The sequence below is a fragment of the Tardiphaga robiniae genome (assembly GCF_013359755.1).
GTDB lineage: Bacteria > Pseudomonadota > Alphaproteobacteria > Rhizobiales > Xanthobacteraceae > Tardiphaga > Tardiphaga robiniae.
The window spans coordinates 88,355-111,301 of the sequence record NZ_JABMCJ010000082.1; the positions used below are offsets into that span (position 1 = coordinate 88,355).

At 63.8% G+C, this 22,947-nt stretch carries 19 protein-coding genes; 2 read left to right on the top strand and 17 right to left on the bottom strand.

Annotation, left to right across the window (positions count from 1 at the left end; all coding sequences use genetic code 11):
- Nucleotides 1–57 precede the first annotated feature (57 nt).
- The 3 genes from ftsA to HP556_RS12290 form a co-directional block, all read right to left on the bottom strand.
- The gene (gene ftsA, locus HP556_RS12280; protein WP_068734085.1) at nucleotides 58–1,383 is read right to left on the bottom strand and encodes a cell division protein FtsA; all 1,326 of its coding nucleotides are present in this window, start codon (nucleotides 1,381–1,383) and stop codon (nucleotides 58–60) included.
- Nucleotides 1,380–2,384, bottom strand: coding sequence for a cell division protein FtsQ/DivIB (locus HP556_RS12285; protein WP_175367174.1), 1,005 nt, complete (start codon nucleotides 2,382–2,384; stop codon nucleotides 1,380–1,382). The genes ftsA and HP556_RS12285 overlap by 4 nt, the downstream gene beginning before the upstream one ends.
- A 479-nt stretch (nucleotides 2,385–2,863) precedes the next feature.
- Entirely contained in the window at nucleotides 2,864–3,874 is a 1,011-nt protein-coding gene (locus HP556_RS12290; protein WP_175367175.1) for a D-alanine--D-alanine ligase family protein, read from the bottom strand.
- 132 nt (nucleotides 3,875–4,006) lie between these two features.
- Between HP556_RS12290 and HP556_RS12295 the strand changes: the two genes are divergently transcribed.
- Entirely contained in the window at nucleotides 4,007–4,816 is an 810-nt protein-coding gene (locus HP556_RS12295) for a bestrophin-like domain (protein ID WP_175367176.1), read from the top strand.
- 66 nt (nucleotides 4,817–4,882) lie between these two features.
- On the opposite strand, the gene murB is transcribed toward HP556_RS12295, so the two are convergent.
- The 3 genes from murB to HP556_RS12310 all read right to left on the bottom strand — a co-directional run bounded on the left by murB (nucleotide 4,883) and on the right by HP556_RS12310 (nucleotide 8,750).
- Nucleotides 4,883–5,803 carry a UDP-N-acetylmuramate dehydrogenase gene (gene murB, locus HP556_RS12300; RefSeq protein WP_175367177.1) on the bottom strand — a complete coding sequence of 307 codons (921 nt, stop codon included), beginning with the start codon at nucleotides 5,801–5,803 and terminating at the stop codon, nucleotides 4,883–4,885.
- Between the two features lie 188 nt (nucleotides 5,804–5,991).
- The gene (murC, locus tag HP556_RS12305; protein ID WP_068734093.1) at nucleotides 5,992–7,395 is read right to left on the bottom strand and encodes a UDP-N-acetylmuramate--L-alanine ligase; all 1,404 of its coding nucleotides are present in this window, start codon (nucleotides 7,393–7,395) and stop codon (nucleotides 5,992–5,994) included.
- Between the two features lie 182 nt (nucleotides 7,396–7,577).
- Nucleotides 7,578–8,750, bottom strand: coding sequence for an MFS transporter (locus HP556_RS12310; protein ID WP_175367178.1), 1,173 nt, complete (start codon nucleotides 8,748–8,750; stop codon nucleotides 7,578–7,580).
- A 130-nt stretch (nucleotides 8,751–8,880) separates the two neighbouring features.
- Here HP556_RS12310 and HP556_RS12315 point away from each other — a divergent pair, with 130 nt between their 5' ends.
- On the top strand, nucleotides 8,881–9,783 hold the full coding sequence (locus HP556_RS12315) for a LysR family transcriptional regulator (protein ID WP_175367179.1): 903 nt from the start codon (nucleotides 8,881–8,883) through the stop codon (nucleotides 9,781–9,783).
- An 18-nt stretch (nucleotides 9,784–9,801) separates the two neighbouring features.
- On the opposite strand, the gene HP556_RS12320 is transcribed toward HP556_RS12315, so the two are convergent.
- The 11 genes from HP556_RS12320 to rsmH all read right to left on the bottom strand — a co-directional run bounded on the left by HP556_RS12320 (nucleotide 9,802) and on the right by rsmH (nucleotide 22,649).
- Nucleotides 9,802–10,806, bottom strand: a complete 1,005-nt coding sequence (locus HP556_RS12320; protein ID WP_175367180.1) for a phosphotransferase — start codon at nucleotides 10,804–10,806, stop codon at nucleotides 9,802–9,804.
- A gap of 79 nt (nucleotides 10,807–10,885) precedes the next feature.
- The gene (gene murG, locus HP556_RS12325; protein ID WP_175367181.1) at nucleotides 10,886–11,989 is read right to left on the bottom strand and encodes an undecaprenyldiphospho-muramoylpentapeptide beta-N-acetylglucosaminyltransferase; all 1,104 of its coding nucleotides are present in this window, start codon (nucleotides 11,987–11,989) and stop codon (nucleotides 10,886–10,888) included.
- On the bottom strand, nucleotides 11,986–13,134 hold the full coding sequence (gene ftsW / locus HP556_RS12330) for a putative lipid II flippase FtsW (RefSeq protein WP_175367182.1): 1,149 nt from the start codon (nucleotides 13,132–13,134) through the stop codon (nucleotides 11,986–11,988). Before ftsW ends, murG begins: the two co-directional genes overlap by 4 nt.
- 86 nt (nucleotides 13,135–13,220) lie before the next feature.
- Nucleotides 13,221–13,913 (bottom strand): nucleoside/nucleotide kinase family protein, encoded by a 693-nt coding sequence (locus HP556_RS12335; RefSeq protein WP_210269165.1) that lies wholly within the window; start codon nucleotides 13,911–13,913, stop codon nucleotides 13,221–13,223.
- A 118-nt stretch (nucleotides 13,914–14,031) separates the two neighbouring features.
- Nucleotides 14,032–15,429: a UDP-N-acetylmuramoyl-L-alanine--D-glutamate ligase gene (murD, locus tag HP556_RS12340; protein WP_175367183.1), complete on the bottom strand. Its 1,398-nt coding sequence runs from the start codon at nucleotides 15,427–15,429 to the stop codon at nucleotides 14,032–14,034.
- A gap of 4 nt (nucleotides 15,430–15,433) precedes the next feature.
- Nucleotides 15,434–16,516 carry a phospho-N-acetylmuramoyl-pentapeptide-transferase gene (mraY, locus tag HP556_RS12345; protein WP_093760528.1) on the bottom strand — a complete coding sequence of 361 codons (1,083 nt, stop codon included), beginning with the start codon at nucleotides 16,514–16,516 and terminating at the stop codon, nucleotides 15,434–15,436.
- Between the two features lie 10 nt (nucleotides 16,517–16,526).
- Nucleotides 16,527–17,963 carry a UDP-N-acetylmuramoylalanyl-D-glutamyl-2,6-diaminopimelate--D-alanyl-D-alanine ligase gene (locus HP556_RS12350; protein WP_175367184.1) on the bottom strand — a complete coding sequence of 479 codons (1,437 nt, stop codon included), beginning with the start codon at nucleotides 17,961–17,963 and terminating at the stop codon, nucleotides 16,527–16,529.
- A complete protein-coding gene (locus HP556_RS12355) occupies nucleotides 17,960–19,417 on the bottom strand; it encodes a UDP-N-acetylmuramoyl-L-alanyl-D-glutamate--2,6-diaminopimelate ligase (protein WP_175367185.1) in 1,458 nt (485 codons plus the stop codon). The genes HP556_RS12350 and HP556_RS12355 overlap by 4 nt, the downstream gene beginning before the upstream one ends.
- A gap of 93 nt (nucleotides 19,418–19,510) precedes the next feature.
- Complete coding sequence (locus tag HP556_RS12360; RefSeq protein WP_231077580.1) at nucleotides 19,511–21,274, bottom strand: peptidoglycan D,D-transpeptidase FtsI family protein; 1,764 nt, start codon at nucleotides 21,272–21,274, stop codon at nucleotides 19,511–19,513.
- Nucleotides 21,271–21,651 carry a cell division protein FtsL gene (gene ftsL, locus HP556_RS12365; protein WP_089267351.1) on the bottom strand — a complete coding sequence of 127 codons (381 nt, stop codon included), beginning with the start codon at nucleotides 21,649–21,651 and terminating at the stop codon, nucleotides 21,271–21,273. Before ftsL ends, HP556_RS12360 begins: the two co-directional genes overlap by 4 nt.
- Before the next feature lie 2 nt (nucleotides 21,652–21,653).
- Complete coding sequence (rsmH, locus tag HP556_RS12370) at nucleotides 21,654–22,649, bottom strand: 16S rRNA (cytosine(1402)-N(4))-methyltransferase RsmH (RefSeq protein ID WP_175367186.1); 996 nt, start codon at nucleotides 22,647–22,649, stop codon at nucleotides 21,654–21,656.
- Nucleotides 22,650–22,947 lie beyond the last annotated feature (298 nt).

The following is a 22,947-nucleotide window of genomic DNA, read 5'->3' on the forward strand; positions in this document are numbered from 1 at the left end:
ATTGGCCGGTGGCCGATGGCGTCGGAGATGGAAAAAACACTGGCCGGAAAAATTTCATCAGAAGCCCTCTCGAAGCCATCGTCCGACCTTTCCGAAATAACCGTCACTGGTCCCTGTCTTGAGCTGCCGCGTATGCCGCGGTTCGACATGTTCAAGATGAGCGAATTGCGGATAGACCAAGAGGCCCGACGGCACCGCGAACGAAGCGCTCTTGGCTTCATTGGGCAGCCGGCCGAAGCCGAGTGGTCGTGCAATGCGAACGGACCGTCCGAGAATCTGGCTGCCGAGTTCGGCAAGGCCCGTGAGCTGCGACGCGCCGCCTGACAGCACCACGCGTGCGCGCGGTTCTGCAGCGAAGGGCGAATCCGCCAACCGGTCCCTGACCATTTCAAAAATCTCCTCGGCACGCTGACGCACGATGTTCGCGATCGTGGCGCGGGATACGACCTGCGGAAAATCGCGATCGTTATCACCAGCCGTCGGCACGTTCATCAGTTCGCGCGCATCGGAGCCACCCGTCAGCACCGTGCCATATAACGTCTTGATTCGCTCGGCATCCGCGATGCAAGCACCGAGTCCGCGCGCGAGATCCATGGTGATGTGTTGCCCGCCGACCGCAAATCCCGACGCGTGCACGAAGCGTCCGCCGGAATAGGTCGCGATCGTTGTCGTACCTGCGCCCATCTCGACGACCGCAGCACCGAGATCGGTCTCGTCGTCGGTGAGAACAGAGAGACCTGCGACATAAGGCGCCGCAGCCATGGCTTCGACGTTGAGATGGCAGCGCTCGACGACCAGCATCAGGTTACGCGCGACCGTCGCGTCCGCAGTGACGACATTCATATCGACGCCGAACTGCGAGGCGACCATGCCCTTGGGATCGCGAATGCCCTTCACGCCATCGAGTGAATAGCCGACCGGCAATGCATGCAGCACCGTGCGGCCCGGCGGCGTCGCGTGGCGCATGCCGGTCGAGGTGACACGTGCGATATCGGACGCCGTGACGGCGCCGCCCTTGATATCGGCTGACGCTTCAATCAGTTGGCCCTGCAGGCGACCGGCCGACACCGACAGCAAAACGGATTCGACGCGAACCTTGGCCATACGTTCGGCCAGCGCCACCGCCTGACGGACGGCCTGCTCGGCCTCGCCCATATCGACGATCGCACCGGACTTGACGCCGCGCGACTGGATCTGGCTGTAGCCGATCAGTTCAACCGCATGGCTGCGGCCGCGCAGGGCTTCGTTCGGCGCGGATGGCCGCAGACGCGCGATCATGCACGCGATCTTGCTGGTGCCGACGTCCAGCGACGCCACCAGCGCGGTGCGGTTGGCCGCCATCTGACGCGTTTTCGGCGCCTGGTTGCGATCGAGACCGGTCATGCCGCGCCAGCCTTCTTCTTTGACTTGTCTTGTGCCTTGAACAGATCTTCGCGCGCCTTCGCGGCGTCTTCCGACAGCCGCACGGTCAGCCGATCCGACAGCCGCATATCGATGGCGACGATGTCGCGCGAGAACAGGCGATCTTCCTTGTCGAGCTTGCTGAGCATGGCCAGCGCGTTGCCGACGTCGATTTCCGGGAGGCGAATGTCGAGGCCATCCTTCAGGCGGAGATTCCAGCGGCGCTCGCCGACGAAGATCGCGGCCTTGGTGACCGAGCGGACCTGCGGATAACGATCGAGCAGCGCGAGGAAATCCCTGGCGTTGCTGTCGGCGCCCTTGCCCACCACCAGCGGCAGCGACATGAAGCGGCGCGACACGTAGTTTTCGAGAACGGCACCGTCATCGGCGATCACCGAGAGACGACCGTCCTCCTGCCACAGCGCAAAGGCCGTGCGCTCGGTGACATCGATCTGCAGACGGTTCGGATAGAGCTTCAGCACATTGGCGTCGGCAATCCACGGATTGGCCTTGAGCTTGTCGCGAACAGCCGCGGCATCGAGGAAGAACAGCGAGGAGCGACCATTGACGCCGCCGATGGCCAGGATCTCGTCCTGGGTCAGCTGCTTGCGGCCGTTGAGAATGACGGAGGCAATGCGGAAGCCGGCGGCATTGGCGGCAGCATTGCGCGCATCGCTGAAGGCCTCGACCATTTCGTCGACGTGATTGCCCTTGACCACGCCAAGCGCGAGGCTGCCCGTCAGCATCAACACGGTGGCCGCAATACCGACGCGGCGCGGCGCGTAACGCTCGAGCATTGCGATGAAGCGATTGGAGCTCTGTTCGCGGACGGCAGGCTTGGCGGCACGAAAACGGGCCCAGAAGCGGGCGAGCGGGCTCAGCTGCTCACGCAGCAGAATGCCTGCCCCAAGGGCAGCCATTTTAAGATCAGCTTGGGGCCTCAAGGGTCGCACCGACCGAGAGAGGCGTCCTCCACCATCCATACCACGAGCTCGTCACAGGTTACGTCCGCATTGGCGCGGGACTTGAGGCGCGAGTGACGTCTCGGTCCTGCCGGGATGGATTCAAGCCTTTGAAAAAGGCCGGTTTTCCATCGATACGCGTCGTCACGGAATCCCCGCAAAGCTCACGCCTCGGCAGCCAAGCGCACACGCGCCGCCAGCGTTAACCTTCGGCCTTCCTGGTAAACAAAGTGTAAAGGGGATGGGCGCAGAGCGCGATTTGATGCGGCTGTGGAAGACTTTAGCCGAGGTGTGGCCGACGCGCCCGAGGGAACTGCGGCAGCTTCATGGCCGGCATCGCGGGGTTGCCGGAATTAACGCGGGGGATCGGGTTGCGGCAACGCTCGCGGTTGAAACTCCGTCATGCCCGGCCTTGTGCCGGGCATCCACGTCTTCGCAGCGAAGTAAGGCGTGGATGGCCGGGACAAGCCCGGCCATGACGGAGTGAGATAACTGGCTGGTTAGCCGCCTGCCCGTTTCACCGCGAGCTCGATCTGGCCGTTCAAAAAATCCACGAAACTGATCCCCTGCGCGTTCAGCGCTTTGGGATAGAGCGAAGCTTTGGTCAGACCCGGGAGCGTGTTGGTCTCCAGATAGACTGGGCCTTTGGCCGACACGATGAAGTCCGACCGCGAATAGCCGCGGCACGACATCGCGCGGTGCGCCTTCACCGCGAAATCCATGATCGCCGCTGAAACCTCCGGCGTGAAACGCCCGGGGCAGATCTCCTGCGTCGATTTGGCGAGATACTTCGCCTCGTAATCGAAACCGCCATCGGCCGGAATGATCTCGATCGGCGGCAATGCGATCAGCGAGCCATCGGCCTCCTCGAGCACGGCGCAGGTCGCCTCGACGCCGGCGACGAACGGCTCAATCACATAGTCCTCGGTCCTGGCCGCATTGCGCACAGCAACGAGATCCTGCTTCGCATTGACGAACATCAGGCCGTAGCTCGATCCGTCACGTGCGGGCTTGGCGATCAGCTTGCCGTATTCGGCGAGCGCGGCTTCCATGTCGTTCAATGCGACACCCGCCGCGATGGGCACGCCTGCGATGGCCGCGAAGCGCTTGGCGCCGACCTTGTCGAAAGACAGATTGGATGATGCTGAGCCGGAACCGGTGAACGGGATGCCGCGCATTTCGCACATCACCTGCAGCTCACCATTCTCCGCGGCGCCGCCATGCATGCCGAGCACCAGCACACGGTTCTCGGCTTGGGCCTTGTCGAGCGCCTGCGTCAGCACGCCGATGCTGCTGCCACCGGGCTTGAACGAATCCTCGAACGGACGATCATGGGAGAGCAGCGCCGTGCCCGACGTCTCGTAGACGCGGTCGTCGGCATCCCAGAACCACAGATCCGCATCGGGCAACGCGCTGTGCAGGGCCTGTGCGGAGGCCACCGACACCAGACGCTCCTTGTTCAGGCCACCAAACATGATGGTGATCCGCTGAGGTCTCGCCTGCTCCGTCATTATGTCGTCTCCGAACCCATCCGCGAATCGCGCCTTTGCCGCAAGGCAATAGCATCACGCTAGCCGAGTCATATAATGCCTTGTTGGAGGCGGTTTTGCGAGCCCGCCCCGCGGTGACATGGAAGTAACCTGATGATCAGAGCCTGGCTCGAACTCTCTACCTTCGGCATCTTCGCGACGCTGGGCACCATCTATTACGGCGTCGCACTGATCCTCGTGGGGCTGACCTCCAGCCGGCTGCTGTCGATGCGGCTGCGGTCCATCCACGGCATCGTCGCGCCTTTCTTTTCCTCGGTGGCCATCCTGTTCGGCCTGCTCACGGGCTTCCTTGCCAGCGACGTCGGCGACCGCAACCGCCAGGCCGTCCGCGCCGTTCAGATCGAGGCCGGGGAGTTGCGCAACATCCATACGCTGAGCGTGGCATCGGTCACCGACATGTCCAACATACGCGCTGCGCTGAAGGCCTATGTGACATCGGAAGTGACGGAGGAATGGCCGGCAATGCTCCTCGGCCTGAAGTCGCCGCGCACCGATGTGGCCTATGACAGCCTGCTGCGCGAAATCAGCGATCCCGCCATCACGCGCGATGCCAGCAACACGGTGCATGGGGCGCTGATGGGCGCCTCGATCCGCGCCGGGACCGCGCGCAATGACCGGCTCAGCCTGTCGACCGACCACACCAACGATCTGAAATGGACATCGGTCCTGCTGCTCGGGCTGATCACACAACTGGCGCTGGCGCTGGTTCATCTGGAACGTCCGCGGGCCATGCTCGCGGCGCTCACGGTGTTCGCCAGCGGTGCCATCGTCGCTCTCGGCATTATCGCGCTTCAGGAGCATCCGTTCGACGGCGCCTTCCGCGTCGCCCCTGCGCCACTGGAAAATCTGCTGAGCATCAGCGAGGCCGGACCGGCGTCGGCACTACCGCCACCGCCGAAATAGCAGCCCAAGCGTTTCCGAGCGAAGTGGTGCCGGTTCGCGTTAAGGAAACGCGTCAGACATATCGTGTTACGGCGCGACGCCGATCCGCTTGATTTCCCAATGCAGGTCGATGCCCGACTGCGCCAGCACGCGCGCGCGCACGGTCTCGCCGAGCGTTTCGATATCGGTGGCCGTGGCATCGCCGGTGTTGATCAGGAAATTGCAGTGCATTTCCGACACCTGCGCCCCGCCGACACGCAAACCGCGGCAGCCGGCGGCATCGACCAGCTTCCACGCGCTGTGCCCTGGCGGGTTCTTGAACGTGGACCCGCCGGTCTTTTCGCGGATCGGCTGCGCGGTCTCGCGATGCGCCTGCACCTCGTCCATCCGCGCGCGAATGGCTGAGGGCTCCGTCACAGCTCCGCGGAATTTCGCTGACGTGAAAATGATCGACGGTGAGACACCGGAATTGCGATAGACGAACGCCATGCCGGCATTGTCGAAAACATGTTTCGTGCCATCGCGGCCGATGGCGGTGGCCTCGATCAGTACATCCTTGGTCTCGTCGCCATTGGCGCCCGCGTTCATGCGCAGCGCGCCGCCGATCGAGCCGGGAATGCCGAAGTAGAATTCCAGCCCGCCGACATTCGCCGCCGCCGCCGTCTCCGCCACGCGCTTGTCGAGCGCAGCCGTGCCGGCGCTGACAATGTCGCCATCGGCGGATGTTGCGCCGAAGCCGCGCGGGCTCAGGCGAATGACGACGCCGTTGAGCCCGCCATCGCGCACGATGAGATTGGAGCCGACGCCGACGACGGTGACGGGAATGTCGCTGGGCAGCTTCGACAGGAAGTAAGCGAGATCGTCTTCATCGGCTGGCGTGAACAACACCTGCGCCGGACCGCCGACACGAAACCATGTCAGTGGCGCCAGGGACTCGTTCGCGAGCAGGCGCCCGCGCAGATCGGGCATCGCAGATTTTAGTGAGGGGGTGATGTCGGGGAAGGTCATAGCGTGTTTTGCACGGTGCGAAGTGTGCCCCCTCCCCCCTTGCGGGGGAGGGTGGCGCGTAGCGCCGGGAGGGGGGTAAGCCGCAGGCGCCGTCGCTCGGGGTTACCCCCCTCCCCGACCCTCCCCCGCAAGGGGGGAGGGAGCGCAGCGGTGTGTGTTGCGATGCCGATATCAAACATCAACAATCCCTACCCCAGCGCCTTCAATTCGCCCGGCAATGCGTAAGCCCATTGCGTGATGTTGCCGGCGCCGAGACACACCACCGTATCGCCGCTCTTTGCAACGCCAGCCACGAGACCTGCAAGCGCCGCGGACTCCTGCAGCGGAATCACCTCGCGATGGCCGTGGGCGCGCAGGCCAAGCACGAAGTTGTCGCGGTCGATGCCCTCGATCGGTGCTTCGCCGGCGGGATAGACGTCGGCGACGATCACGGTGTCGGCGTCGTTGAAGCAGGTACAGAATTCCTCAAACAGCGACTGCAGGCGCGTGTAGCGATGCGGCTGCACCACGGCGATGACCTTGCCCGCGGTGCTTTCACGCGCGGCACGCAGCACGGCGGAAATCTCCACGGGATGATGGCCGTAGTCGTCGATGATGGTGACGCCGTTCCACTCGCCGGTCTTGGTGAAGCGGCGCTTGACACCGCCGAAGCCGGCGATGGCCTTGCGGATCGCCTCATCGGACATGCCGAGTTCATGCGCGACGGCAATCGCCGCCGTGGCATTCAGTGCGTTGTGACGACCCGGCATCGGCAGCAGCAGATTATCGATCTCATGCGCAGTGCCGGCCTTGCGATCGCGGAACGCTACCTTGAAGGACGAGCCGCCATTGGCGGGCTTGAGGTCAACGAGCCGCGCATCGGCCTGCGGGTTCTGCCCGTAAGTGATGATGCGGCGATCCTCGATCTTGCCGACGATGCTCTGCACCACGGGGTGATCGATGCACATGACAGCGAAGCCGTAGAACGGCACGTTCTCGACAAAGTGGCGGAACGCATCCTGCACGGCATCGAAGGTCTTGAAGTGATCGAGATGTTCGGGATCCACATTGGTGACGATGGCGACATCGGCCGGCAGCTTCAGAAAGGTGCCGTCGCTCTCGTCGGCCTCCACCACCATCCATTCACCGGCGCCGAGCCGCGCATTGGTGCCATAGGCATTGATGATGCCACCATTGATGACGGTGGGATCGAGTTCGCCGGCATCGAGCAATGCGGCTACCATCGAGGTCGTCGTGGTCTTGCCATGGGTGCCGGCGATGGCCACGCAGCTCTTCAAGCGCATCAGCTCGGCGAGCATCTCGGCGCGGCGCACCACCGGAATGCGCTGCGCGCGCGCGGCCATCAGTTCCGGATTGTCGCGCTTGATCGCCGTGGAGACGACGAGCACGTCGGCGCCCGACACGTTATCGGCCTTGTGGCCGACATGGATGGTGATGCCTTTTTCGCGCAGACGATTGACATTGGCACTTTCGGAAGCGTCCGAGCCCTGCACGGTGTAGCCGAGATTGCACAGCACCTCGGCGATGCCGCTCATGCCGATGCCGCCGATACCGACAAAGTGAATGGGTCCGATTTCGCGCGGCAGTCTCATGGGGCGTCTCTATGTTCCATCATGTCCGGGCAGCGCGAAGCGAGCTTCGCTGGACGTCCGGGCATCCAAGCTCGTTCGAGCAGATGACTCCTTCAAACAGACGTGGATGGCCGGGACAAGCCCGGCCATGACGAAAAAGACGGAAATTTGGCTTGCGGATCAGGCGAATCCCGCCCGCGCTCCTACTCCGCCGGCGCGGGAACCGGCACCCGCGCTCTGTCGAGACGGATTGCGCAAAGCGCCACACCGAGCGCCGCCAGCGGCGCCAATGCAGCGACCCACGGCACCGAGCCGAGCCCGCCATGATCGATCACCGCACCGCCGAGCCAGGCGCCGATGGCGTTGCCGAGATTGAACGCCGCGATGTTGAAGCTCGAGGCGAGGCTCTGGCCAGCGCCATGGGCCTTTTCCAGCACCCACATCTGCAACGGCGGCACGGTGGCGAAGCCCACGGCGCCGAGCAGCGCCACGAATGCCACCACGGCGATCTGGCTGTGAACGGCGAAGGTCATCAGGAATAGCACCACCGCCAGCGCAGCGAGGCTGCCCAGCACCGTCGGCAGCAGCCAGCGGTCGGCGAGCCGTCCGCCGACCAGATTGCCAACCACCAGCCCGCCACCGAACACCAGCAGGATCGGCGACACCGCGGTCTCCGAAAAGCCGGCCAGCCGGGTCAGGATTGGCGCGATGTAGGTGAACAGCGCGAACACACCAATCCAGCTCAGCACCGTAGTGAGCAGGCCAAGCAGCACCTGCGGACGCCCGAGCACCGCGAGATCCTGTTTCAGATTCGACGGCGCGGGCTTTTCCTTATCTTGCGGCACGAACAGCGCGATGATCGCGAAGGCGGCGACGCCAACGGCAGTCACAGAGAAGAAGGTCGCGCGCCAGCCAAACCCCTGCCCCAGCCAGGTACCGAATGGCACGCCGAGAATATTCGCCACAGTCAGACCGGTGAACATGATGGCGATGGCCGAGGCCTTTTTGTCCGGCGCCACCAGCGTGGTCGCCACCACCGAGCCGACACCGAAGAAGGTGCCATGCGCGAAAGCCGTGAGCACGCGTGCCGCCATCAGGCTCCAGTAATCCGGCGCCAGGGCGCAAGCGAGATTGCCGAGCGTAAAGATGCCCATCAGCACCAGCAGCACGGTCTTGCGCGGCCAGCGACTGGTGGCGATGGTCATGATCGGGGCGCCGAGCACGACACCCAGCGCGTAGCCGGAGATCAGCAGCCCCGCAGCCGGGATCGACACGCCGAGGTCGCCGCCGACCTCGATCAGGAGACCCATGATGACGAATTCTGTGACGCCGATTCCGAAGGCGCCGGCGGTGAGCGCGTAGAGTGCGAGAGGCATGACCGTGTCCCGTGGGTGAAGCGGGCCAATTGCCCGATGACGGGAGATGTGGACCTCCTGACATTGATGAGATAGACGTGGCATAGGCACAATATTTGTGAATTGAATTCACTCAATAGATTGAAGCCAGATGTCACGACTGGACGTCAACCGCTCCGGCGAGATGGAAGTGTTCACCCGCGTGGTCGAGCTCGGCGGTTTTTCGACCGCGGCGCGGGCCTTCCGGATGACCCCCTCTGCCGTCAGCAAACTGGTGGCGCGGCTGGAAGCACGGCTCGGCGTGCGGCTGATCAACCGCTCGACGCGCAAGCTGCAACTGACCCCCGAAGGCAGTGCTTTCTACGAGCGCGCACTACGCATTCTCGACGAGATCAGCGCGGCCGAACGCGAGGCCGCCATCGGCGCCACACCGAGCGGCCTGCTGCGCGTCAATACCAGCGTGCCCTTCGGCCTGCGTCTCCTGCTGCCGCTGCTGCCGGATTTCGCTAAGCGCTATCCGGACATCAAGGTCGAGGTCGTTCTGACGGATCTCGTGGTGGATCTCCTGGAAGAGCGCGCCGATGTCGCCATTCGCGTTGGTTTGATGCGCGAGTCACGACTGTTGGCGCGCAAACTCGGCGAGAGCCGGATGGTGGTGGTTGCCGCGCCGGACTATCTCAAAGAGCGCGGCACACCCAAGACGCCGGATAATCTCGCTGACCATAATCTGCTGCGCTTCGGCTTCGCCAAGTGGGAAAACGGCTGGCCGTTCAAGATCGGCGGCGAGACAATCGCCGTGATGCCGTCAGGCAATGCCCTCGTCAGCGACGGCGAAGCGATGCAGCACCTCGCCGTCGCCGGCATGGGGCTCGCGCGACTGGCACGCTTTCACGTCGAGGCCGATATCAAAGCCGGGCGGCTGGTGCCGGTGCTTGAAGCGTTCAACCCCGGTGACATCGAACCGATCCACGCGGTGTTCGTCGGCCATGGCGGCCAGTTGCCGGCGCGCGTGCGGGCGTTTCTGGATTATCTGGTGGAGACCGTGAGGCTGTAGCGTTTCAGCATCTCGTCGTCATGCCTCCGCTGTGCCCGTCACTTGAAAGGCACTGATCGGCGGAGGCAGCCCCGGCGGTTTCTCGCCCGTGAAAAATGCAGCGAGATACATCTTTCCAAGCAGATGCCTGGTCTCCAACGCGTCGGGCGCCAGCCGCCCATCGCGCAAGGCCTGCTGGAATTCCGCAAGTGTAGGAGCCGAGAGATCCGTGTCCGGCACCAAGCGGGACGCGGTCGCTACGGCGCTGAACTGGACGCCCGCATAAAACAGACGGGTGAGCGCGCGCGTCAATTCGAGACGATCGCGCAGGCCGCGATCGGGCGGGTGACCGAGCCATGCCTGCAAAAGCACCTCTTCGAGTTCAAGTGACGGCGCAAAATTATCGAGCATGGTCGCCATGTCGACGACGGGATCGTTGCAATAGGCCGACTCCCAATCGACCAGCCACAGACGCTCGCCATCGAACAGAAGGTTGCGCGGCAGGATATCATTGTGGCTGGAAACCGCCTCGTCGCTATTCCACGTATAGGCGCTACGGAGGTCTGCCAGACGCTGCGTGTGGGCATCGAGCACGCCGGGCGCAAACAGGTTTGTGCGGCAGACATGGGCCCACAGCCGGGCGGTAATATCCGGATAATCGACGAAGCGCCCGAACCTTGGCGTGCCCTGCAGGCGCCGCAGCATTCCTCCCAGCGCCTGCGCCAAAGCGTGGGGACCGCCGGGATAGGACTGCAGAGGCTGTTCGACGATGAAGTCCATCACCGCGACACGTGCGGTCTCATCCACATAGTGCAGCCGCGGCGCGATCCCTGCCTGTGCGGCGATGCGCATCGACGTATATTGGTGCGGATTACGCAGCGGACTTGCGGCCCCCTCCATGCGCAATACGTAGCGGCGATCGCCGGCGGCTACTCGATAGACGAGCGCGCCCGAGACGCCACCCGGAATCGGCCGGATGGAATCGATGGTTGCAGAACCGACGGTCGCCCTGAGCGCAGCCTGCGCGATCTCGCGGTGCGTCATCGGAATATCAGAAAGATGCTCTCCGCTCATTGTCCCCCCGGCGAACCGCGTGGGGACGACGTGTAGCAGAACCGATGACCTAAATCTTCGCGACCTTGGCAACCAGATCCGCCAGCCGCTCTGCGGCATCGAGCTTGCCGACCTTGCGCGCACCAGATGCCATTGCAGTTAGCCGCGCTGGCTCGCCAGCCAGCGCGGAGATTTCCGCCGCCAGGCGATCCGGCGTGAAATCGGCCTGCGCAATACGAAGCGCACCGCCGGCGTCCGCAAGCACGCCAGCATTGGCGAACTGATCCTGATCGAGCGCGCCGGGCAGCGGCACCAGAATGGACGGCCGACCGATGGCCCCGAGTTCGGCGACGGTGCCCGCACCGGAACGCGAGATGACGAGTTGGGCTGACGCGAGACGCGCGGGGAGATCGCTGAAGAACGGCGCGAGTTCGGCCTTGATCTTGAGCTTGTCATAGACCGCACGCACGCGGCTCATGTCTTCGTCGCGCACCTGCTGCGTCAGCACGAGGCGATTCCACAGCGCCGGTTCGAGACGCTCGATCGCCGGCGGCACGATATCGGCCATGATGCGCGCGCCCTGGCTGCCGCCGACGACAAGCAAGCGGAATGGCCCGGTGAGATCCGGCGCGGCATAGGGGACGGCAGCAGCGGCGAGGATCGCCGGGCGCATCGGCGTGCCCGTGGTGGTGGTCTTCTTCGACAATTCGGGATCGCGGTCGAGCACACCGGGCAACGACGTCGCGATCGCGCTGACCTTGCCGGACAGCATGCGGTTGGCGCGGCCCATGACGGCGTTAGAATCGTGAATGAGGGTGGGAATGCCGAACAGACGCGCGGCAAACAGTGGCGGCACAGTCGGATAGCCACCGAAGCCGATTACCGCTGCGGGCTTCAGGCTGCGCATCAGGTTCAGCGCCATCGCGGTGCCAGCAGCGAGCATGATCGCGGTGCGTGCCAGCGAGATGGGATTGCGGGAGCGCACCGTCTCGCTCGGCACCACATCGATCATCTCGCGCGAAAACAGCCCGCTATATTTCAGCGCCCGCGCATCGGTGACGAGCCGGACGCGCAGCCCGCGCTTCATCAGCGCGACGCCGAGCGCTTCCGCCGGAAACAGATGTCCGCCGGTGCCGCCCGCCGCCAGCAATATGAGGGGCGCGGTACTCATCACGCGTAAGTGCGCGCGACGTGGGCGTCGATCGCCTCGACTTCGGTGCGCGGGCGCATCCGCGTCAAAGCGAGCAGCATGCCGACGCTGTAAGCCAGCGAGATCATCGACGAGCCGCCATAGGAGATGAAGGGCAGCGTCATGCCCTTGGCGGGGATCAGATGCAGATTGACCGCCATGTTGATCGCCGCCTGCACGCCGAACAGGATCGCGAGGCCCGAGGCCGCAAAGCGCGAGAACAGATCTTCGGTGGCATAGGCGCGCGACATCGCACGGATCACGATGAAGGCGAACAGGCAGAGCACGGCGAGACACAACAGGATGCCGAACTCCTCGGCGCCGACTGCGAAGACGAAGTCGGTGTGGCTGTCCGGCAGGCTGCGCTTGGCGATGCCCTCGCCCGGCCCGAGGCCGAACCAGCCGCCATTCGAAAACGCTTCCATCGCGGTATCGACCTGGAACGTGTCGCCCGAGGCGGGGTCCATGAAGCGTTTGATACGGCCGGCCACGTGCGGCACCAGGAAGTAAGCCATCAAGAGTCCACCTGCCGCGGTGGCGCCGAGGCCGAACACCCAGACCATGCGCATGCCGGCGATGAAGAACAGCGAACCCCAGGCCATCAGGATCAGCATGGTCTGGCCGAAGTCAGGCTGCATCACCAGCAGCGACACCAGCATCATCAGCAGGACAATGGCCATGGAGGTCGCCGGCATCTCCGGCTTGCGCGCGGACTCCGAGAACAGCCAGGCGGCGATGACGACGAAAGCCGGTTTGGCGGATTCCGACGCCTGGATGTTAATGCCGAGAATGGTGATCCAGCGCTTGGCGCCTTTCACTTCCGGCCCGATCAGCAGCGTCGCCAGGATCAGCACGATGGAAATCGCGAACACGACCAGAGCCGAGCGGCGGATCTGCCGCGGCGTCATGAAGGACACGCCGATCAGCACGATAATCGACGGCACCAGGAACAGGATGTGGCGATTGAAGAAGTGGAACGGATCGAGCCCGATGCGGGTCGCCACCGGCGGCGAGGCCGCCAGCGACAGGATCACCCCGGCCAGCATCAGCGCGATGATCGCCGCCAGCAGCAAGCGGTCCACGGTCCACCACCATTCGCTGAGCGGTGTGCGTTGTTCGCGAGAGATCATAAGCGCGTCCTGCGGGTCGATGAACTCCTATCGATGGGCCATCGTGGTTGCCAGACGGTTAATGGATTGTGAAAATTTGGCCCCATTCAGGGCGGCCAGCGGCGGGCTGTGACTGCAGGGTGCGTGAAATCGGAATAGTCGATGACGAGATTCGCGCGGTTTTGCGGGTCGTTCTCTTGCAGATACAGGCGCTGGCCTTCGATATAACGCCGGTTGGACGCGGCATCCACATCAGCCGATCCGTATCCGGGGCCGCGACCGGCGCCGCGCGGGATGGTGATGGCGAATGCCGCATCCAGAAAAATCGACAGGTCCCAGACGTCCCTGAGTTCCGGGCGGTGCAGAAAAATGCCATCGAAGACGAGGACAGCATCGAGATCGGCAATCGACCAGCAAGCGGCGACCGGGGCGTTCACGGTGTGATCGAAGATGGCAGGGCAATAGACGCGTGAGCCGCCGGGTCCGAGAGGATCGAGCAGTACTTTCCGCAACTCAACATAATTGTAGGAGTTCGCGTAAAAGCCACGTGGAGAGGTTTTCCCCTGCCGGTATCGGATCTCGCGCGTGTTATGAAAGCTGTCCACGGAGGCGCGGATAACGGGCCGTCCGAGCGTGCCGATTACACGCGCGAGCGTGTCCGCGAACACCGTCTTTCCTACACCATCCACGCCATCGATCCCGACGCGGAGGATCGAGCCCGTCGCATGATGCCGAATAAATTCGGCGATCTCTGCGATCAGCGGCGACGTGTCCTTGCGATCATCCGACGGCTCAATCATCAACGCCCCCTGCACGGTGCGATCAAATGACCTCGACTGTTGGCTCCTAACAGCCGCGTGATATTCCCTCGACTGAGCCAGAACACGTCGGCTGATACTGGTTCGTGAAGATCGCGCCTTAAACCGCCCTCACCCCATCCAGCGCCAGCACCAGTTCCCGGAACCGGTCGCCACGGATTTCGAAATTGCGGAACTGGTCGAATGACGCACAAGCCGGCGACAGCAGCACGACGGGTTCCGCGAGCCCGGCTTCCGCGGCATCGCGCGCGGCATTGGCGACCGCGACGTCGAGACTGACGCTGATCTCATACGGCACCTTGCCGTCCAGCGTACGCGCGAAGTCGCTCGCCGCCTCGCCGATCAAATAGGCGCCGCGGATGCGCGGGAAGAATTCGGCGAGCGAAGTGATGCCGCCCTCCTTCTGCTTGCCACCGGCGATCCAGAAGATGTCGTTGAACGACGACAGCGCCTTCGCTGCAGCGTCCGCATTGGTGCCCTTGGAGTCGTTGACAAACAACGTCGTGCCCTGACGCCCGACCTGCTCCATGCGATGGGCAAGACCGGGAAAGCTGCGCAGGCCCTTCTGCAGCACGGCCGGGCTGACGCCGAGCGCCAGCGCTGCGGCCGAGGCACAGGCGGCGTTCTGCGCATTATGCAATCCGCGCAGCGAGCCGATACCAGCGATATCGACGACATCGCTCTGCGCGCCGCCGGCATTGCGCACGATGGTGCTGCCACGGATGGTGAGGCCATCGGCCAGCGGATGTTCGACGGAGACGCGCACCACGCGCTTGCCGGATTGTTCGATGCGATCCGCGGCCTTGCTGCACCAGTCGTCGTCGACCCCGATGATGGCGGTGCCGCCCGCCTGCACGCCGGCGACGAGACGCTCCTTCACCGCAGCGTAGTGCGCCAATGTGCCGTGACGATCGATATGATCGGGCGTGACGTTCAGCAGGATGCCGACCGAGGGATCGAGCGAGGGCGTGAGATCGATCTGATAGGACGACATCTCGATCACATGGACGCGGCCGGCGCGCGGCGGCTCCAGCGACAGGATCGCGGTGCCGATATTGCCGCCCATCTGCGTATCGAAACCGGCCTCGCGCATCAGATGCGCAACGAGCGCCGTCGTCGTCGATTTGCCATTGGTGCCGGTGATGGCAACGAAAGGCGCATCGGGTGCGTGTAGCTTGCGTTCGCGGCAGAACAGTTCGATGTCGCCGATGACCTCGACGCCTGCTGCCTTCGCCGCAACCACCGTCCAGTGCGGCGCCGGATGCGTCAGCGGCACACCGGGCGTCAGGATCAGAGCCGCAAAACTGCCCCATGCCACCGTGCGCAGATCGGCGGTGATGAAACCGGCCTGCGTGGCCTGGACCATTCTGTCGATCGAGTCGTCACAGGCGATGATTTCGGCGCCGCCCGCCTGCAGCGCGTGGCAGGATGCGAGGCCGGAGCCACCGAGGCCGAAGACGGCGACGGTCTTGCCGGCGAATGAGGTGACGGGGATCACGAGATCACCGCAGCTTCAGCGTGGAGAGGCCGACCAGCGCCAGCATCACCGAGATGATCCAGAAGCGAATGACGATCTGCGGTTCGGTCCAGCCCTTCTGCTCGAAGTGGTGATGGATCGGCGCCATCCGGAACACGCGCTTGCCGGTGAGCTTGAACGAGGTGACCTGCACGATCACCGATACGGCTTCGAGCACGAACAGGCCGCCGATCACCGCGAGCACGATCTCATGCTTCACGGCCACCGCGATAGAGCCGAGCATGCCGCCCAATGCCAGCGAGCCGGTATCGCCCATGAAGATCGACGCGGGCGGCGCGTTGAACCAGAGAAAGCCGAGCCCTGCCCCGAGTACCGCGCCGCAGAGCACAGCGAGTTCGCCGGTGCCCGCGACATAGTTGATCTGCAGGTAATCGGAGAACACCGCATTGCCGGCGAGATAGGCGATCATGCCGAACGAGGCAGACGCGATCATCACCGGCACGATGGCGAGGCCGTCGAGACCGTCAGTGAGGTTCACGGCATTGCCGGCGCCGACGACGATGAAGGCGCCGAACAGCACGAAGAACCAGCCGAAATTCACGATCACGTCCTTGAGGAACGGGATCACCAGCGAGGAGGACAGCGGATCGCGGCCGAGCTTGACGAAGGCGAAACAGGCGGCACCCGCGATGATGAATTCGATCATAAGGCGTGTGCGGCCGGCAAAGCCCTTGTGGCTCTGCTTGGTCACTTTGAGATAGTCGTCATAGAAACCGACGAAGCCGAAGCCGAGGGTAACCGCCAGCACGATCCAAACATAGGGATTGCGCGGATTGGCCCAGAGCAGCGTGGAGACCACGAGGCCGGACAGGATCATCAGCCCGCCCATGGTCGGCGTGCCCACCTTGACCAGATGCGACTGCGGGCCGTCAGTGCGGATCGGCTGGCCCTTGCCCTGGCGCAGACGCAGATTGTCGATGATCCAAGGTCCGAACAGGAACACGAACAGTGCGCCGGTGACCACTGCGCCGCCGGTGCGGAAGGTGATGTAGCGGAACACGTTGAACACCGGCACGGTGCCCGCGAAGTCGATCAGCCAGTAGAACATTCAGTCCGCCCTATACCGCGGCGTCGTCGAGCGCGGCGTTGCCGGGAAAGCGCTTTTCGAGCGCGGAGACAATCGGTTTCATCTTCGAGCCGAGCGAGCCCTTGACCATGATGGCGTCACCGGCGCGGATCGCGGCCAGCACCTGCGATTCGAGCGCCGCCGCATCTCCGGCATAGCCGCCCCGCTTGCCCGTGGAAAGGGCATCCCAAAGGTTGCGCATCAGGGGACCACAGCAAAATACCAGATCGATACCGTTGGACTGCACCGCCTCCAGCAGCCCGGCATGAAGTTTCGCGCCATCGGCGCCGAGTTCGAGCATGTCGCCGAGCACAGCGATACGGCGGCCCTTTGGCCCGACTGCTGCAGCACCCAGCACGTTGATGGCGGCCGCCATCGAAGCCGGATTGGCATTGTAGCTCTCATCAATCAGCGTCGCCTCGCCGCTTGGCACTTCGAGCACATGGCGAGCGCCGCGGCCCACAGCGGGCACGACCTGCGACAGCGTCAGCGCGGCATGAACGAGATCGGCGCCCATCAATTCGGCTGCCGCCAGCACCGCCAGCGAATTCATTGCCATGTGGCGGCCGGGCATACCGAGCTTGTAGGTGACATCATGGCCGAGGATATTGGCGTGCACCGCCGAGCAGGTTGGGTGCAATGAGACGTCGAGCAACCGCGCCTCAGCCTTCTGGTCGGCACCGAACGAGACGATGCGCGAGACGCCTGCCTTCTTGGCGCTCTTCTGCAACCGCGCGAATTGCGCATTGTCGCGATTGAGGATCGCGACGCCATCGGGCTCAAGCCCCAAAAAGATTTCGGCTTTCGCATCCGCGATCGCTTCGACACCGGCGAAGAATTCCAGATGCACCGGCTCGACGGTGGTGATGACGGCGTAATGCGGTCGGACCATCTTCACCAGCGTCTCGATTTCGCCGGCATGGTTCATGCCGATCTCGAAGATCGCGAAACGTACATCGGCCGGACAGCGCGCCAGCGTCAGCGGCACGCCCCAGTGATTGTTGAACGACGCGACCGAGGCATGCGTCTTGCCCTGCGCTTCCAGCACGCGGCGCAGCGCTTCCTTGGTCGAGGTCTTGCCGACCGAACCGGTGATTGCGATGATCGGCGCTTTCAGACGTGCGCGCGACGCGATGCCGAGTTCGACGAGCGCTGCGAGCACGTCGTCGACCACCAGCAGGCGCGCATCGGCGGGAAACTTGTCGCGCTGCGCGGTTTCGACGACGGCCAATCCTGCGCCGGCTTTCAGCGCGGCCTCGACGAAGGCGTGGCCGTCATGCACATCGCCCTTGATCGCGAAATATGCCTCGCCCCGCTTGATGGTGCGGGTATCGATGGAGATGCCGGTGATGCCTTCCGGCAGCGCGCCTTGTGTCGTGGTGCGCATTGCCTCGACCATCGCGGCCGATGTCCAAAGAAACTCGCTCATGCAGTCCTCTTGGCAAGCGCCGCTGCGGCGGCCTCGTGATCGCTGAAAGGTAGCGTGCGGGTACCAACGATCTGTCCGGTCTCGTGGCCCTTGCCGGCGATCAGCAGGGCATCGCCGGGCTGCAGACCTTCGACAGCCACGCGAATGGCTTCGGCGCGATCACTGATTTCAATGGCGCCCTTCGCAGCCGCCATGATTGCCGCGCGGATCGTTGCTGGATCTTCGCTGCGCGGATTGTCGTCGGTGACAATCACACTGTCGGCATTTTCGGCGGCGATCTCGCCCATCAGCGGCCGCTTGCCGGCATCGCGGTCGCCGCCAGCGCCGAACACCACGACGAGCTTGCGCTTGGCATAGGGACGCAGCGCCTGCAGTGCTTTCGCGAGCGCATCAGGCTTGTGCGCGTAATCGACGAAGACCGGCGCGCCGTTGTGCGCACCGACCTGCTCGAGACGCCCCTTCGCGCCTTGGAGATGTTCGAGCGCGGCGAAGGTTTGATCGACATCACCGCCGGTACCGATCACGAGACCGGCCGCAACAAGCGCGTTCTCGATCTGGAATTCACCGACCAGTGGCAGCTTGATCTGATGGCTCTTGCCGCGATGCTCAAGTGTGAGTTTCTGCGCGAAGCCTTCGACCGTGGCGTCCACAAGGCGAATACCCTCGCCTGTGCCATCGCCCTTGCGACCGACTTTCATCAGGCGCAGGTGGCGCGATTGCGCGGCATGGATCACTTGCGGCGAGTGCTCGTGATCGGCGGCGATCACGGCGACGCCGCCCTCAATGACGAGATTCAGAAACAACCGCAGCTTGGCACTGAGATAATGCGCGACGTCCGGATGGTAGTCCATGTGATCGCGCGACAGATTGGTGAAGCCGGCGGCAGAGACCCGCACGCCGTCAAGTCTGAACTGATCGAGGCCATGGGACGACGCTTCGAGCGCGAGATGGGTCACGCCCTCACCGGTGATCTCGTCGATCTGCTGGTGCAGCGAGATCGGATCCGGCGTGGTCAGCGAGCCATAGACGGTGCGCTTCGGCGACACGAGACCGATGGTGCCGATGCTTGCGGAGGCATATCCGAGGCGCCCCCAGATCTCGCGCGCAAAGGACGCAACCGACGTCTTGCCTGATGTCCCCGTGACGGCGGCGATGACCGCAGGCTGGCGCGGATAGAATTTGGCGGCGGCCAGAGCCAGCGCAAGGCGCGGATTGGGCGTGCGCACGAAGGGTACGGACAGATCGTCGGGCTTGTGGGCACCGGCGACGGCGACGGCACCTGACGCCAGTGCCTGTGCGATGAAACGCGAACCGTCGGTCTTGGCACCGGCGAGTGCAAAGAACAGATCGCCCTGTTTCACTGCGCGGCTGTCCACAGCCAGTCCGGTGACGGTGACGTCCCTTACGGACTGCTCCATCACGGCATCAGGGTTGAACAAATCGCGTAGTTTCATGCTGCTCCGGGCAGGCCAGATCGAGGGACACATCGGGTTCCGCAACGCCACGCAAACCGCATTTTGCACCGGCTGTAAAGCGCAGATGCGGCGTTACTGAGTCACCTTGGATGTCGCAAGAATAAGGCGGTCGGACGGCGCCAGATCGAAGCGCGGCTCTAGCCCCAAAAGCGGCGCGATACGGGCGATCACATTGCCCCCCGTCGGCACCGCATTCCAGCCCGAGGTGATGAAACCATGGGTTTCCGGCAGCGCCTTCGGCTCGTCCAGCATCACCAGAACCTGGAATTGCGGATTGTCCATCGGCAGCACGGCGGTAAAGGAATTCAGCACCTGCTTCTTGGAATAGCGGCCGTTGACGACCTTCTCGGCCGTGCCGGTCTTGCCGCCGAGATAGTAACCCTTGGCCCTGGCTTCGGCCTGCCGCGCCGAACCGGTCTCGGCATTCAGGCGCATCATGTAACGCACCTTGTCGCTGGTCTCTTTCTTGATGACGCGCTTGCCGATCTCCCGCGCTTCCTCTTCGGTGCGCTTCAGGAAGGTCGGCGGGATCAGCAACCCGCCATTGATCATCGCATTGACGCCCATCACCGCCTGCAGCGGCGCCACGGCCATGCCGTGACCGAATGCGATGGTGATGGTGTTCAGTTCACCCCAGCGTTTCGGCACGATCGGCATCGCGCTCTCAGGCAATTCCGTCCGCAAGCGATCGAGCTGGCCGACTTTCTTCAGGAACGCCTTGTGCGCTTCGACACCCTGCCCGAGCGCGATCTTCGCAGCACCGACGTTTGACGAAAAAGTGAAGACTTCGGTGAGCGAGATCGGACGCGGCACCGGATGGGTGTCGTGGATCTTGAACTTGCCGTAGCTGAGCGGATAGCGCGCGTCATACATCGTATTGAGATTGGCCTTGCCGCTGTCCAGCGCCATCGCCAGCGTCAGCGTCTTGAAGGTCGAGCCCATTTCATAGACGCCGGTGGTCAGGCGATTGATGCGATCGGGATCGTGCGCTTCCTTCGGATTGTTCGGATCGAAGTCAGGCAGCGAGACCATCGCGACGATCTCGCCGGTCTTCACGTTCGACACCAGACCCGACGCCGCCTTGGCGCTGTACTTCGCCTTCGCCTTGAGCAGTTCGTCACGCAGCGCATGTTCAACGCGCAGGTCGACGGCGAGTTCGACCGGCTTCTGCAGACGATCGGAGGCGAAGCCCGCGCGATGCAGATCCGCGAGGCCATTGCTGTCGAGCCATTTCTCGATGCCGGCAATGCCCTGGTTGTCGATATTGGTGAGGCCAATCAGATGCGAGACCGCCGCGCCGCTCGGATAGACGCGCTTGTTCTCGCGCAGGAAGCCGATGCCGGGAATGCCGAGGCGATGAATGTCGCGCTGCTGCTGCGGCGTGATCTCGCGCTTCAGCCAGGCAAAGCCCTTCTTGCTCATGATCCGCTCGCGCACTTCGGCGCCGTCGAGATCGGGCAATGCGCCAGTGAGCAATTCGACCGCTTCGTCCTTGTCGATGATGCGGCGAGGTTCCGAGAACAGCGATGGTGACTTGACGTCGGTCGCCAGGATCGCGCCGTTGCGGTCGACGATATCGGGACGTGCAGTGGCGATAGCGTCACGCGTGGAGCGGCGCTCCGCATGGGTGTCGCCGTTGACGGCGAACATGATCAGGCGCACGGCAATGATGCCGTACACGCCGCCGAACGCGATCATCGCAAGACCGACGCGCGCGCGTGCCTTCGCCGCACGATCGACGTTGCGCCCGTAGAGCAGGCTGCGGATCAGACGCTGGCGCCAGGGCTCCGGCGGCCGGGTAATCGGTTTGTTCGGGTCGAGTTGCGGACCTGTCACTGCGGATCCTCCGGCGCCGGCAGCGAGCCGGTCACGATATCCGGATCGATGGTATGGATCATCGCGCCGATCGGATCTGGCTCACCGGGCTTGGCAAAGTTCGGCGGCCGATCCGGCAGATTCTTCATCGTGTCGAATTGCTGCGCCGTCACCGGCTGCAGCTTGAGATGACGTTCGGCCAGACCCTGCAGCCGCATCGGCGCATCCAGCTTGGCCCATTCGGCACGCAACGACGCGATCGCATCGCGCTGTTCGCGAATATCGGCATGCAGGCGCAGCACCTTCTCGGTGCGCACCGTGGATTCCATCTTGATGCGATAGACATAGGCGGCGGCGAAGACGAGAACGGCGATGACGAGAAGGTGGATGATCCGCATGGTCAGCCTCCCCTCATCACAGAGGCAAGCGTCGGCCAGCCCGGCAACGGGCCGGCATCCTGTGCCGGCGCATCGGTGCGCTCGGCGCCGCGCAGCTTCGCAGAGCGCGCGCGCGGATTGGCCTTGAGTTCTTCATCGCCAGCAGTGATCGGGCGCTTGTTGACGAGCGAGAAGCGCGGACGGGATTGCGCGACCTCCGGCAGATGCCGCGATCCGCCGCCGGTCTTGCTGCGTTCGGTCATGAAATTCTTGACGATGCGGTCTTCCAGCGAATGGAACGAGACCACCGACAGCCGGCCACCCGGCTTCAGCACGCGCTCGGCAGCGGCGAGCGCAGTGTGGAGTTCGTCGAGCTCTGCATTGACGAAGATGCGCAGCGCCTGGAACGTGCGCGTCGCCGGATGGATTTCGCCGGGCTTGGCCCACACGACCTTCTGCACGATATCGACGAGCTGTTTCGTCGTTTCGATGTCAGCTTCCTTGCGCGCCGCGACGATCGCGCGCGCAACAGAGCGGGAATGCCGTTCCTCGCCGAAGATATAGATGATATTGGCGAGATCGGCCTCGGAGGCCTTCGCCACCACATCGGCCGCGGTCGGCCCGTGCTGGCTCATGCGCATGTCGAGCGGGCCGTCGAAACGAAACGAGAAGCCGCGTTCGGCCTGATCGATCTGCATCGACGAGACGCCGACATCCATCACGACGCCATCGACGAGCGGCTCGCCCTGGGCGGCACACACATCGGTGAGATTGGAGAAGCGATCCTCGACCAACGTGAGACGACCGTCAGACGCGTCGACCAGATCGAAACCACCGGCGATGGCCGTCCGGTCGCGATCGATGGCGATGACGCGGGTTCCCTCGGTCGCGAGAATGGCGCGGGAATAGCCGCCTGCGCCGAATGTGGCATCGACATAAATTCCACCGGCGCGCGGGCTCAGCATGTCGACGGCTTCAACGCCGAGAACGGAGATATGTCTTGTATCGGGCGTGCTCATGCGCGCGCCGGCCGGAGGCGTGCAGACAGCGCGTTCCGTTCCTTCGCATCGAGGCGCAAAATCAAACTGGACACGAACAGGCCCATGTCGCCTCAACTGTCGGCGCGCCGCCTGGCTTTTCCTCCTGAAAAGCCCGGTCGCCGCGCGATTGCGGGTTCCATTCGACGCGCCACCCGCGTTTGGCGCGGGAAAGGCCGGACGTCCGCATGGATTTGTCGGGATTGCCATGGGATTTGAACGTCAAAATGGAACTTTGGCCGCCCTTTTCAGGTTGGCTCTTCACCACTCAGTAACGGCA